Origin of the sequence: Leptothermofonsia sp. ETS-13 (assembly GCF_049200465.1) — a bacterium.
Taxonomy (GTDB): Bacteria; Cyanobacteriota; Cyanobacteriia; order Leptolyngbyales; family Leptolyngbyaceae; genus Leptothermofonsia.
In genome coordinates, this window is sequence record NZ_CP120836.1 from 3,030,179 (window position 1) to 3,044,394 (window position 14,216).

At 48.7% G+C, this 14,216-nt stretch carries 10 protein-coding genes and 1 pseudogene; all 11 read left to right on the forward strand.

Going from position 1 to position 14,216, the window contains the following annotated elements:
- Nucleotides 1-88: 88 nt before the first annotated feature.
- Entirely contained in the window at nucleotides 89-4,720 is a 4,632-nt protein-coding gene (gltB, locus tag P4D80_RS13805; RefSeq protein WP_421654582.1) for a glutamate synthase large subunit, read from the forward strand.
- A 458-nt stretch (nucleotides 4,721-5,178) separates the two neighbouring features.
- Nucleotides 5,179-6,663 carry a glutamate synthase small subunit gene (gene gltD / locus P4D80_RS13810; protein ID WP_421654583.1) on the forward strand — a complete coding sequence of 495 codons (1,485 nt, stop codon included), beginning with the start codon at nucleotides 5,179-5,181 and terminating at the stop codon, nucleotides 6,661-6,663.
- Nucleotides 6,664-6,704: 41 nt separating this feature from the next.
- On the forward strand, nucleotides 6,705-6,932 hold the full coding sequence (locus P4D80_RS13815; RefSeq protein WP_421654584.1) for a hypothetical protein: 228 nt from the start codon (nucleotides 6,705-6,707) through the stop codon (nucleotides 6,930-6,932).
- Nucleotides 6,933-7,403: 471 nt separating this feature from the next.
- Nucleotides 7,404-7,706 carry an RNA recognition motif domain-containing protein gene (locus P4D80_RS13820; RefSeq protein ID WP_421654585.1) on the forward strand — a complete coding sequence of 101 codons (303 nt, stop codon included), beginning with the start codon at nucleotides 7,404-7,406 and terminating at the stop codon, nucleotides 7,704-7,706.
- Nucleotides 7,707-8,139: 433 nt separating this feature from the next.
- Entirely contained in the window at nucleotides 8,140-8,328 is a 189-nt protein-coding gene (gene rpsU / locus P4D80_RS13825; RefSeq protein ID WP_421654586.1) for a 30S ribosomal protein S21, read from the forward strand.
- A 114-nt stretch (nucleotides 8,329-8,442) separates the two neighbouring features.
- Nucleotides 8,443-8,766 carry a pentapeptide repeat-containing protein gene (locus tag P4D80_RS13830; protein ID WP_421654587.1) on the forward strand — a complete coding sequence of 108 codons (324 nt, stop codon included), beginning with the start codon at nucleotides 8,443-8,445 and terminating at the stop codon, nucleotides 8,764-8,766.
- 101 nt (nucleotides 8,767-8,867) lie between these two features.
- Nucleotides 8,868-9,386, forward strand: coding sequence for a hypothetical protein (locus tag P4D80_RS13835; RefSeq protein WP_421654588.1), 519 nt, complete (start codon nucleotides 8,868-8,870; stop codon nucleotides 9,384-9,386).
- Between the two features lie 721 nt (nucleotides 9,387-10,107).
- On the forward strand, nucleotides 10,108-11,031 hold the full coding sequence (locus P4D80_RS13840) for a hypothetical protein (protein ID WP_421654589.1): 924 nt from the start codon (nucleotides 10,108-10,110) through the stop codon (nucleotides 11,029-11,031).
- Nucleotides 11,032-11,066: 35 nt separating this feature from the next.
- Nucleotides 11,067-11,495 carry a lactoylglutathione lyase gene (gene gloA / locus P4D80_RS13845; RefSeq protein ID WP_421654590.1) on the forward strand — a complete coding sequence of 143 codons (429 nt, stop codon included), beginning with the start codon at nucleotides 11,067-11,069 and terminating at the stop codon, nucleotides 11,493-11,495.
- Nucleotides 11,496-11,726: 231 nt separating this feature from the next.
- Nucleotides 11,727-13,298: an iron uptake porin gene (locus tag P4D80_RS13850; protein ID WP_421654591.1), complete on the forward strand. Its 1,572-nt coding sequence runs from the start codon at nucleotides 11,727-11,729 to the stop codon at nucleotides 13,296-13,298.
- Between the two features lie 205 nt (nucleotides 13,299-13,503).
- Nucleotides 13,504-13,854 (forward strand): annotated as a pseudogene (locus tag P4D80_RS13855) (DinB family protein); the annotation flags it as partial.
- Between the last annotated feature and the right edge of the window lie 362 nt (nucleotides 13,855-14,216).

Here is a 14,216-nt window from a genome sequence, read left to right on the forward strand (position 1 = left end):
AACTTGCCCCTATTCTTATTAGAAAATCCAGACAATTGCTTTGTTTTGTTATTTTCTAAAGGTACCATGCCAGTTTCGGGCAGCAGTAATGAATACAAATAAAATGCCATTACAACAGGGTTTGTATGATCCACGCTATGAGCACGATGCCTGTGGTGTTGGGTTTATCGTTCACATGCAGGGAAAGAAATCCCATGAGATTGTAGACAATGCCCTGACAATCCTTTTGAACCTCGACCACCGGGGAGCGGTGGGTGCCGAAGTCAATACCGGCGATGGAGCAGGGATCCTATTGCAAGTGCCGCACAAGTTTTTCAAGAAAGTGGCAGACGAGATTGGAATTGTGTTGCCGGAAGCCGGGCAGTATGGCGTTGGTATGATCTATGCCTCGCCCGATCGCCGCCAGCGAGAGCAAAGCCGCCAGATTTTTGAACAGGTTGTGGCCAATGAAGGGTTGCAGGTGCTGGGCTGGCGTGATGTGCCAACTGATAACTCAATGTTGGGCGATACGGCGAAATCGAGTGAGCCGTTTATGCAGCAGGTGTTTATTCAGCGATCGCCCAATCTTACTGATGACCTAGCGTTTGAACGCAAGCTGTATGTGATTCGCAAGCTTTCGCACAATGCCATTCGCGCCAGTGGGATTGATCCCTACTGGTATCTGTCTAGCCTTTCCAGCCGCACAGTGGTTTACAAGGGCATGCTGATGCCTGTGCAACTGGGTCAGTACTACCTTGATTTGCACGATCCCGATATGGAAAGTGCCCTGGCACTGGTGCATTCTCGCTTCAGCACCAATACTTTTCCCAGTTGGGAGCGATCGCACCCTTACCGCTACATTGCTCACAATGGCGAAATTAATACCCTGCGCGGCAATATCAACTGGATGCATGCCCGCCAATCTCTGTTTGAGTCTGAGCTATTTGGCGATGACATTCAGAAAATTCGTCCAGTTATCAATATTGATGGCAGTGATTCCCTCATTTTTGATAATGCGCTGGAATTGCTGACTCTGGCGGGGCGATCGCTGCCCCATGCGGTGATGATGATGATCCCGGAACCATGGACAAACCATGAATCCATGAGTGACGAGAAAAAAGCTTTTTACGAATACCATTCCTGCCTGATGGAACCGTGGGATGGTCCAGCATCCATCGCTTTCACCGATGGCACAGTCATGGGTGCTGTGCTTGATCGCAACGGCTTGCGTCCTTCTCGCTACTACGTCACCAAAGATAATCTTGTCATCATGGCATCAGAGGCGGGGGTTTTACCCGTGGCTCCCGAACGGGTGGCGCTGAAAGGACGACTGCAACCGGGGCGAATGTTTCTGGTCGATATGGAACAGGGGCGCATTATTGCCGATGAGGAAATTAAAAATCAGATTGCTACTGCACAACCCTATCGGGAATGGTTGAATCAGCATTTAGTGGGACTGGATCAGTTAAATGCACCGAAAGGGGAAGGGAAGGGGCAGTGGGCAATAATGGGCAATGGGCAAACACTCCACAGCACTCCACCCCCATCCCTGATTACACGACAAATGGCCTTTGGCTACACCTTTGAAGATTTGCGGATTCTGTTGACTCCAATGGCGCGGGATGGGGTGGAAGCGGTCGGCTCTATGGGCTCCGATACTCCGCTGGCGGTTCTTTCCGATCGCCCCAAACTGCTATACGACTATTTCCAGCAACTCTTTGCCCAGGTCACTAATCCACCGATTGATTCAATTCGGGAAGAAATTGTTACCTCGGCAGAAACGACTATCGGTGCTGAACGAAATCTCTTAAACCCGGAACCCGAAAGTTGCCATTTGATCAAACTCAAAACTCCCGTTCTCAGCAATGCAGAACTGGCAAGGCTCAAGCATCTGAACCAGGACGATTTTCGGTCGCTCACTCTGCCAATTTTGTTCAACCCGAAGGAGGGTGTGCGGGGACTGGAAGCCGCCATGGATGAAATCTGTGCCACAGCGGATCAGGCGATCGCCAATGGCGTTAGTATTCTCATCCTCAGCGATCGCGAAATCAACCCGGAGCGTGCCCCCATCCCAGCCCTGTTAGCGGTTTCGGGATTGCATCATCATCTGATTCGAGAAGGCACCCGCATACGGGTTGGCCTTGTGCTGGAATCCGGTGAACCACGGGAAGTGCATCATTTTGCAGCGTTAATTGGTTATGGCTGCGAGGCAATCAATCCCTACCTCGCCTTTGAAACCATTGAGGACATGATCCAGCAGGGTTTGCTGGTGAATGTGGATTACAAAACCGCCTGCAAAAATTACGTTAAAGCCGTCACCAGGGGTGTGATCAAAGTGGCATCCAAGATCGGCATTTCGACACTGCAAAGCTATCGTGGAGCCCAAATTTTTGAAGCGATCGGGTTAAATCGTTCCGTTATTGATCGCTACTTCACCTGGACTGCATCGCGCATTGAAGGAGCCGATTTAGAAGTCATCGCCAAAGAAGCAGTGCTGCGGCATCACCACGCCTTTCCTGATCGGGATGTTAATGGTCACACTCTGGATGTGGGTGGCGAGTATCAATGGCGGAAAGAGGGTGAAGCACACCTGTTCAGTCCTGAAACCATCCACTCCTTGCAAAAAGCCGTTCGGACTGGCAGCTACGAAACTTACCAGCACTACGCCAAACTTGTCAACGAACAAAACCAGAAGCACTTTACCCTGCGTGGACTGCTGCAATTCAAACCCCGTGAGCCAGTGCCCCTGGAAGAGGTGGAACCCGTTGAGGCCATTATGAAGCGGTTCAAGACGGGAGCCATGAGTTACGGCTCGATCTCGAAGGAGGCCCATGAAACGCTGGCGATCGCCATGAATCGCATTGGCGGCAAATCCAATACGGGTGAAGGCGGCGAAGACCCAGAGCGCTACACCTGGACCAATGAACAAGGCGATTCCAAAAACAGTGCTATCAAACAGGTGGCATCCGGTCGATTTGGCGTCACCAGTCTGTACCTGTCCCAGGCGCAGGAAATTCAAATCAAAATGGCCCAGGGCGCAAAACCCGGAGAAGGCGGTCAACTTCCTGGCAAGAAAGTATATCCCTGGATTGCTAAAGTGCGCCACTCAACCCCCGGTGTAGGGCTGATTTCGCCGCCACCCCACCACGACATTTACTCAATTGAAGACCTGGCCGAGCTAATTCACGACCTGAAGAATGCCAACCGGGAAGCACGCATCAGTGTCAAGCTGGTATCTGAGGTGGGAGTTGGCACGATCGCCGCTGGCGTCGCCAAAGCCCACGCGGATGTGGTGTTGATCTCTGGCTTTGATGGTGGGACCGGTGCATCGCCCCAAACTTCGATCAAACATGCCGGATTGCCCTGGGAACTGGGGTTGGCCGAAACCCATCAGACCCTGGTGTTGAACAATTTGCGATCGCGCATTGCTGTGGAAACCGATGGTCAGATGAAAACGGGGCGCGATGTGGTAATTGCCACCCTCCTGGGAGCCGAAGAATTTGGCTTCTCTACTGCTCCCCTGGTGACGCTTGGCTGCATCATGATGCGCGTCTGCCACATGAACACCTGCCCTGCCGGGATCGCAACTCAGGATCCCTATCTCCGTCAGAGCTTTGTTGGCAAGCCCGAACACACCGTCAACTTTATGCGATTTGTTGCCCAAGAGGTGCGGGAATTGATGGCCCAACTGGGTTTCCGTACCCTAAACGAAATGGTCGGTCGCACTGATGTTCTGGAAGCCAGGCAAGCAGTTGATCACTGGAAAGCAAAAGGAATTGACCTCTCCAAAATTCTCTATCAACCTGAAGTCGATCCCGAAGTGGGCCGTTATTGCCAGATTCCCCAAAACCACGGACTCGATAAATCTCTCGATATGACCGTGTTGTTAGATCTGTGTAAGCCTGCAATCGAGAACGGGGAAAGGGTCAAAGCAACCCTACCAATCAAAAACATTAACCGCGTTGTAGGCACTATCCTCGGCAACGAAATCACCAAACGCCACTGGGATGGATTGCCCGAAGATACAGTTCATCTGCATTTCCAGGGCAGTGCGGGTCAGAGTTTTGCAGCCTTTGTACCCAAAGGCGTCACCCTGGAACTGGAAGGGGATGCTAACGACTACCTGGGTAAGGGACTCAGCGGTGGCAAAATCATTCTCTACCCACCTGCTGGTTCCACCTTTGTAGCCGAAGAAAACATCATCACAGGTAATGTTGCCTTCTACGGAGCAACGAGTGGCGAAGCCTACATTTGCGGTATGGCAGGGGAACGTTTCTGTGTTCGCAATTCCGGTGTCAACGCCGTTGTCGAAGCTGTGGGTGATCACGGTTGTGAGTATATGACAGGTGGCAAAGTGGTTGTCTTAGGCGAAACCGGACGCAACTTTGCGGCTGGAATGAGTGGTGGAGTCGCCTACATTCTGGATGAGATGGGAGATTTTGCAACGCGTTGCAATACTCAGATGGTTGGTCTGGAATCCCTGGAAGAACCGGAGGAAATTGAGGATCTGCGTCAAATGATTCAGCGTCATTTGGACTACACAGGTAGCGAAAAAGCAGCCGAAGTGTTGGCGAATTGGGAAACGATGTTGCCACAGTTTGTCAAAGTCATGCCGAAAGACTATAAGCGTGTTTTGCAAGCTATACAAAATGCGCTGGCATCAGGTCTGAGTGGTGATGATGCCCTATCGGCTGCGTTTGAAGAAAATGCCCGCGATGTCGCTCGTATTGGGGGAAGTTAATGTTTAGATCTTCGACTTCTTGTTTAATGGGCGATATGATGCCGAATTGAATTTAGAAGTCGGAGATCTGGCAAGGTAGATATTTTCATAGCAACTACTGAGAGTTTTTGCGCGATATGAAAAAAACAGACATTCTCGCCATCCCATCTGTGCCCTTTTGGTAAGGGGAAAACCCATAGTCGAGTTTTTCAACTCTTTAGACTTAATCGGAAACAAGAAAGGAAATCAGTTCTTTGCATAAAATTGTCAATTTTCATGGCTTTATCGCCCATTCTCATATCGAGTGATTTATTTCCGATAATGTCTTTTATTTAGCTGGTTCACTTCCTCTCGCAACTGAATCAAGATATCTCGAATATTTGCTTGTTGTTACTTGGATCCTCTGGTATCTGCATTGTCATAACTTTCTTTCTACCTTCTCCTATACCTAACTTAAGCCTGAAATCGAGAGATCACCTATGGGAAAACCAACTGGCTTTATTGAATACCTGCGTGAAGTTGCATCTGAAATCGCACCCAGCGATCGCATCCGCAACTGGGACGAATTTCATCTGCCAATGCCAGAGGAAAAGCTGCGAACTCAAGGTGCTCGCTGCATGGATTGCGGTACCCCCTTCTGCCATACAGGCACCCTCATCAGTGGAATGGCCAGTGGCTGTCCAATTAACAATCTGATTCCCGAATGGAATGATTTAGTCTACCATGGCCTGTGGAAAGAAGCCCTTGCTCGCCTGCACAAAACCAACAACTTCCCTGAATTTACGGGTCGCATTTGCCCCGCACCCTGCGAAGGCTCCTGTGTTCTCGGTATCCACAATCCCCCCGTCACCATCAAAAATATTGAATATTCCATTGCCGAGAAAGGATGGGAAAAAGGCTGGATTACCCCCAATCCCCCCAGCAAACGTACCGGGAAAAAAGTGGCCATCGTCGGTTCTGGACCAGCCGGGCTGGCTGCCGCCGCTCAATTGAATACAGCGGGACATTGGGTGACGGTATATGAACGGAGCGATCGCCCTGGCGGCTTACTGATGTACGGCATTCCCAACATGAAGCTAGACAAGGAAAAAGTGGTTCTGCGCCGCATCAATGTGTTGGAAGCAGAAGGAGTCACCTTCGTCTGCAACACCGAAATTGGCAAAGACCTGCCCGTTGAAACCCTGCTGAATGACTTTGATGCCGTTATCCTCTGTACTGGAGCCACCAAACCTCGTGATTTGCCCATTGAAGGACGCGACCTGAAAGGCATCCACTTTGCCATGGATTTTCTCACCGCCAATACAAAAGCTATTCTGGATGGGCATCCGGGCAAAAACTACATTTCTGCTGCTGGCAGAGATGTAGTGATTATCGGTGGGGGCGACACGGGAACCGATTGCGTCGGCACCTCTATTCGTCACGGCTGCACCAACCTCATGCAGTTAGAAATTATGCCTAAACCACCGAAAACTCGCGCAGCGGATAATCCCTGGCCCGAATGGCCCAAAATTTACCGGATGGATTATGGTCAGGAAGAAGCCGCTGCCATATTTGGGAATGACCCTCGCGTTTACACCACCACTGCCACCCGGTTTGAGGGAGATGAAACCGGACATGTGAAAGCGGTTCACACCGTCCAGGTGGAGTGGCAGCACAACGAGAAAGGTCAGTTTATTCCCAAGCCAATTCCAGGGACAGAAAAAGTCATTTCCACCCAACTGGTATTATTGGCCATGGGTTTTTTGGGGCCAGAACAACCTCTGTTGGATGCTCTGGGAATTGATCGCGATTCCCGCAGTAACATCAAAGCTGACTACGGCAAATACACAACCAGCATTCCGGGGGTCTTCGCAGCGGGAGATTGTCGTCGAGGACAAAGCCTCGTGGTTTGGGCCCTTAATGAAGGGCGAGAAGCCGCCCGTGAGTGCGATCGCTACCTCATGGGCTATAGCGATCTGCCTTAATCAATCAGTCAGGTAATCAATCACAAACCCATAAAAAATCTATGACTCAAACTTCTCCTAACCCAGTTTCTCCTGAAACGGTATATGACAATCTCAATCAATTAGAACAGGTTGATGTAGTCAAAAGCGCATTTTATCGGCAACAAGCTCAAGAGTTGTTGGCGGACTTACGGGTTAGTCTTCGGTGGCGACAGGCGATCGCCGATCGCCTTATCCATGCTAACCATCTGCTCGAAATGAACACCGTCGGCAAAGATGACAGCTACTAATTAAATGGGGGGAGAGGAGATATAGCAATCCTATCTGGATTGTGAAAAGAGATTCCTGCGAAATCCTTTTCACAATCCTTTCATTTCACGAATCATCTATAGCTATCGCCAGGTTGCTTAGGGCATTGGCTTTAAGGGGGGGCTTTTTTGGCCCCAGCCAGGAGTTCCACCCCTGCACCCGTTCAATTTTCAAGCAGGATCGCTCTATTCTGTATAGAAGTCGCTAGTTATTAGGGGCTGATTGGCAGTCAGATGATAAGGAATAGGCAGTAAGGAGATCACATCTTTCTCCTCACTGCCCCTGTCCCCTATTCTCCATTCTTACTCCCTATCTCTTGCCAGAGACTTTCTTTTTAGAAATATCATGTTAAACTGAGAGCAGTTTGGAAATTTATTTTCGGTTGTGTAATCCGTCCTATAGGCGTTTCTCCGAATTTAACTCTCCACAAAACTTTAATTCGGAGAACTTTTATGTCGATTTATGTCGGAAATTTGTCCTATGAAGTGACAGAGGACGGTATATCCCAGACCTTTGCAGAATACGGAACTGTTAAGCGGGTTCAGTTGCCCACTGATCGGGACACGGGGCGGGTACGTGGCTTTGCCTTTGTAGAAATGTCAACGGAGGCTGAAGAGCAATCTGCGATCGAAGCACTAGATGGTGCTGAGTGGATGGGACGTGACCTCAAAGTCAATAAAGCCAGACCACGGGAAAACAGAGGTTCCTCTAGAGCAAACTGGTCGAGTGGTAATCGGTCTTATAACCGGTATTAAAGTTGTAGACGGTGATTCTGAATATAACGTTCACAAATCGTTTGTGAACAAGGGTGGGGCGAATTCTCCACGCAGGAGTGGAACACCTGCACCCTGTTTAAATTTCAAACAGGATCACTATAGAACGATGAATTGAAAGTTTCGATTCATACAAACTCTGATTCATACCCAGGATTAGCAATGCCTTTGAAGATAGTATTGAATGATTGAAGTCTTGAGGGTAGACAAGGCGTCTACCCTTTTTGCTTAAGTAACCATCATGTAATGTGTGCAACAACACCCATGAAATAAAAAGCTATAGCCATAGCCACTAGACTTGGGAGAGGTTGCGGAGGTTCCACTCCTGGTTAGGTGTGCGTTCCCTACATCTTCTTAAGCCTAGTGTTCTAAGCAACTTAGCGGCCGCTATAGAAGGAAACTGTTAGGAGATAATATGGCACAGGTAATCCTTGGCGAAGACGAAGGTATTGAGTCAGCCCTCCGCCGTTTTAAGCGGAAGGTTTCCCATGCGGGCATTTTTCCCGATATGAGGAAGTATCGTCATTTTGAAACCCCAATCGAAAAACGGAAGCGCAAAGCCATTGCCAGGCAGAAACGGCGTCGCAGAGGATTTCGTACCTGAATCCAAGTGGTGTTGTCAGCAAAAGCAACACCTGAATTGACTTTATTCACTCTGTGAAAGAGAGTATCCAAACATTGCTATCAAATGCAAAAGTCCCTAAATTAACTTAAGACAATGAACATTCAGGAACTGATCAGTCGGTACAGAGCTGGGCAACGAGATTTCAGGAATTTGAACTTGATTGCCATTGATCTAAAAAATTTGAACTTAAGTGGCGCAAACCTGAGTGGTGCTAATTTAAGTGGCGCAAATTTAACCCGAACAAATCTCAGCTATGCAAATTTGACGGGTACCAATTTGACGAAAGCAAAGCTAAAGGAAACCAACCTGACGAAGGCAAACTTGTGCAATGCAAACTTAAGTGATGTTGACCTGAGCCAGGCAAATCTCAGTCAGTCCTATATGCGGGGAGCCAGTTTATCAGGTGCGACCTGGTAGGTGAATAGCAATCCTGGCAGGGCTGTGGTGTCTATAACCGAAGACCATTTAGTGATGGGCAGCGATCGTATTCGTGAATAATTTAGAACGGTTTATTTTTAATGACTCCAGAATCTATTCGTATTCTTTCTCAGTTGAGACAGGAGTTTTATTCACTCTTTGCGACAGCGATGGAAGTTCCAGTGAAGATTACTAATCGAAACTCCCATTCAAACAATCTTTCAATCGCATCCTGGATTGATGCGCAACAGCGGTTGAACTATATGTGTGTTTATGCCCACACAGCACCGGATGAGTTAGTGCCTGATCGTCCTCTAACCCTGCGGTTGGTAGTGAATAAGGGAGGGGATATGGTTGCCATTACAAGGCAAAAGAAGAGCGGTCAAGAGATCAATCAAAGCTGGTATTTTGAGCTTATCCTGCTGCCTGAGGAAATCCTGGATTTTCTTCCCTGGATCGTTATCCTGATCCAGTCCTACGATACAAGTTCCACGGCGTTAGTTCCAGAACCGCCTCATCCCTTAGACTCCAGGTCCTCCACTACCCAGTCTTTTCGCAATACCCGAACTCAAAAGGCCAGCAATAAACTCTCCCAGCAGATCCTTAATCCAATTTTGTAAGTTTACGCGTTGACAAATAGAGTTAGGCACCTCCGTCAATCCTAAGTCTCGAAGATTAAGTACTACAGTACTTTCCTGTTTTACTGCTCCAATTAGTTGTTCTGCTTCCTGTATAGGCTTCACCTCACGCCTATAGGCTTCGCTTCACGCCATATTTTCCCGCCGGCATTTTTTGTTAATGCTGTTATAGCCTTACGCATTCTGGTTAGGATAAGGAGGAGTTGGAGTATCCGCCACATTGGAGTATCCGCCACAGCATAACATTGATTGCCACCACGCGAAAATTAGCTTTTGAACTGGCTCCATTTCCATCTGGAGTAATTGACAAAACGGTGTTGCTGAAAAGCAGCATGAATCAAAACGGAGTTTCGAGCATACAGCACCTATTTCATACCCAAATTCAGCACCGCCGACAAAACAAAGATGCCATGAGGGCTATGTTCCAGGGCGGTCCAAAGCGCAAGAGTGCTTTCGGAGGTCACGTTTCCTCTCCATCAGTGCTTGGAAAAAATTTCCCAGCTATCAATCCACACCGAGTCTTTGCTAGTTAATGACAATCCCTTAACATATCTTAAAGCTCATTAAGCGATGGCAATAATTGACACAGTTTTCCAGCTAATTCCGTAATTCCCACAAAATACAGGCTAAGCACCCATTTTTAATTCCTTAATGAAGGATTCATTTAAGGATTAATATCGTACCTGAATCTATGAACCAGCCTATGAACGTTATTGTTAGAATTGCTGCTATTTTGGGGGGAACCACAGTCTTTGGGGTCGGCTTTTCACTTTTCAGTGCTTCGCAATCTCCTGATAAAGCGGCATGGCTTCAACCGAACCCGGCGATCGCTGCTTCCAGCCCCAGGAACCCCCTAACCCTGTCCAGGTTTCCAGGTGGGAAAGGTGATTTGCCCGCACTCCTCAGCCAGTTGAGTGACAAGATTGACCTGACTCTGCTGGCAAAAGCCAGTGCGGTGTTTTTGCAAAGCGATCGCTATCGCACTGAGTCAGAAATTCAGGTCAAAGCCACCTCTGGCAGCACCAGCCTGACCTCAACCGCCAGAGCAACAACGATTGTGCAGACCCCCAATAAATTTCGGGCTGAGATCTTTTTCCCCGATTCAGGAAATCCTCAAAAGCCTGATAGCATTGTGGTTTCAGATGGTAAGCAGGTCTGGATTTTCCGTCCTGGTTTAAAGCAATACGCCGTCACTCCTTACCAGAAGTTTGACCAAATTGACGACAACTACTGGGTGGGAATGTCCTCCCTCTGGTTTCTAGAGATTCCCCCAGATGCCAGAAAGCCGATCGCCGAGGGCGCCCTATCGGACCCAAAAGTCCAGGCCGAGCTTGGGCTATCTGGCGATCTGCCAGTCAAAGGGATGGCTCAAACCGTTGATGGGCAAGAACTTTACTTGTACGAATACACCGATAAAGAAGGCTTTTCAGTCCGCGCTTTTGTCGAACCCAAAACCGCTACCCTGCAACAGGTCGTTTTAGCTGGGAAATCGGAGGAGTTTGATGTGGTGATTACGGAACGCATTCTTCGTCGGGTAGCCAATCCCTCTGTGAACGCCAGCACCTTTCAAGCTCCACCTCGCGCAGGTGCCAAACCTGTTAAAACCCTCGCCATCGGTCCACTGTAGTTGTCAAAATGTATCTGTAGCGTTCTGAGTAACTTATGCGACTACTTCATACAATGTTGCGCGTCGGCAACCTGGAAGAATCTCTCAAGTTTTACTGCGATGTCCTGGGTATGAAATTACTGCGTCAGAAGGATTATCCAGGTGGCGAATTTACGCTGGCGTTTGTAGGCTATGGAGATGAGGCAGACCATACGGTGCTCGAACTGACCTACAACTGGGGCAAAGATAAGTACAATTTGGGGGATGCCTACGGTCACATTGCCATTGGGGTTGAGGATATTTATGCAACCTGTGAAGCCATTAAAGCTCGTGGCGGCAAGGTAACCCGCGAACCCGGCCCTATGAAGCATGGTTCTACGGTAATTGCCTTTGTTGAAGATCCTGATGGGTATAAGGTTGAGCTGATTCAATTGAACACCCACCATTCGACCAGAGCAGAATCTGCACAGGAGGCGGCGGTCTAGTAGGGTTGGTGTAGCTCAATACGCCACTTGAGTGATGGGGGGAGTGGATGGGTGGATGGGTTTAGTCATGGGGAAGAGTGTCAGTGTTGCGAGTGTTAACCGCTTGCTTTAGGAGTTCCTGATAGGGTTCGGTTTGAGGCGTTTGGATATTTAGGATTGTTTGATTGACAACTTCGTCGGGAGCGTGGTGTGAGGAGAGTAAATTGGCTGTCTGGGGGACTGGGTTGTTTGATGGTTCTCTCCCAGACATCTTTTTTGCTGGCTGAAGCGGTGCCAAACCCATCCACAATCGCATTGGAGGAGAACAGTCAATCCAGTCAAGGCTTAGAAAACTGCCCCTCCGAACTCCAATTGCTTCCAGGCGATCGCCCCCCAATTGGTTGCCCTGATTGGGAAGACCAGACAGACAACTCGATGGCACAGGTGAGATCAGCTGCTGAGCTGGATGATATTCGCCCAGGCGACTGGGCTTATCAGGCGTTGAAGGTATTGATTGAACGCTACGACGTATTGACGGGCTATCCCGATGCCAAATTTCGAGGCAACCAACCGCTGACGCGAAACGAATTTGCCGCCGTACTGAATCAGGTCTTTACCCGGCTTGAAGAAGTTTTTGCAACCGGGGAAATTGCCAAAATTCGAGAAGACTTTTCCACCCTGCGGCGGCTTCAGGAGTCCTATGGGGGCATATCCCGTAATCTCAATGCACGGCTGAACACGCTAGATCAGCGACTGGGCAATCGGGAAACTCGGCAATTTTCTACCACCACCAAGCTGTCGGGGCAGACGATCCAGATCTTTACCGATGGATCAAAAGCGCCCATGACGAGTGTGACTCGGATCCGGCTTGATCTGCGTACCAGTTTCACAGGAAATGATTTGTTATTGACGCAACTGGAAGCTGGAAATAATGGGGGGGATGCGATCAGCCGGGCCCAGAGCCGCAGACTGAATCTGCTTGGCACGGATGGGGTGCTGGCAGACGGTGGTGGACTGGATTATGTCGGGGTTAGTCGGGCAGTACGGGTTAGTAAGCTGCACTATACGTTCCAACCCGTGGCGGATTTGCAATTGACCCTGGGACCGCGTCTGAATCCCAGAGATTTTATTGATTACAACCGCTTCGCCAATAGTTCAGATAAGAATTTTTCCTCCAGCTTCTTCATGAACAACCCACTCATCGTCCAGAGCCAGGTCGATCGCTCAGGTGGAGCGGGAGCTGCGATCGCCTGGAATCCAGGGAAATCTGCGCTCACAATTAAGGCACTCTATGCCGCTGCCGATGCAGAAAATCCCCAGGCAGGTGATTCTAAAGGGGGGCTATTGGGTGATCGCTATCAGGGCAGTCTGGAACTGGAATATGCCTTCAACAAAGACCTGATATCCCGGCTTCAGTTCACCCGCTCTAAAATCAATGGTGTGGATATCCACGCTGGTGGCATCAACGTTGAATGGACTTGGAACAAGCAGCTTGCCGTTTTTGGGCGCTATGGCATTGGTTCTTACCGGGGCTTTAACTCCATCCTGGGCCAAGACCTGGACTTGACGCCCCAATCCTGGGCCATTGGTACCATTGTTCGTAACATCGTCATCCCCGACTCCAGCGCAGGTTTGGCGATCGGTCAACCATTTGTCACAGGTGATTTGGGCAATACAACCCAGACCAACTTTGAAGGGTTTTATAGCTTTTTAATTAATGAAAACATCGGAATAACGCCCGGTCTATTGATTGTGACAAACCCCAATAACCAGCGTGCCAGCACCATCTGGGAGTTTTATGTACGGATCATGTTTTCCTTTTAGTTGCATCGACCCATTGTTCGGTTGTTTGAAAAGGTCTGCAAGGTCATGATTACTTCAAAGTTTTTAGAAACGATGGCTTTGTATAGCGGTAGTCATTATGGTTAAGACGGGGTGCAGGGGTGGAACCCTTGGCTGGGGCGCAGCCCCCACTCCCTCTCTAATTCCAATGTCCTAACGCACCTGCGTAGGGCTATACAACAAGTGGCAGAATAAAAGTCTCTTTGGAATATGCGATCAATTAGCAATTGAGCAACTCAGTTGTGACAGAGGAATGTTCTTTGGTTCAATTTTTAAGACACTAAATCATATTATTTCAGTTGATCAAACCATTCACTCTTTTATTTACACGAAAGCTCTACCCAAGATGGACCTTAATGTCATCCCTTATCCAAACTATAGGGACTTAAAGGCTGCCCGGTTTACCTTTGACAAAAAACTGATTCAGGACTCGCAAGGGTGTTCTCAAGAGTGGCTAGATGAAGTCTTTGAGTTTTGGAGTGAGCAATTAAGTAGCGATCTTTCTCAATCCTGTCGAAAGAGGTCAGGAGTTGACTGAATCAACCCATTGCATCCCTGATTCTAAGCGCTATAACTTGAGATAAGTAGCTAGACGCAATTAATTAAGGATAATTTCTGGGGTGGAGGGGGTGAAACCCTCTGTCCAGGAGCGCAACCCCCACTTCCCCCTTTACAATTAAGGATGGCTACCTACTTATAGCGGTTCTAAGTATAGCGGTTCTAAGTGTTTGGCAAATGTGAGGAGTTGTAAAAACACTTTTCTGCGGGAAAATACCTTCACAATCTAAAGAGGATTCCTGACTTGAAAACAGCCAGCAGCTAGTAGCTCATAACCTGCTTCCCCTTATAGCTGTATACATAGCGTTCACAAACTATTTGTGAACAGGGGGGGCCAAGCCT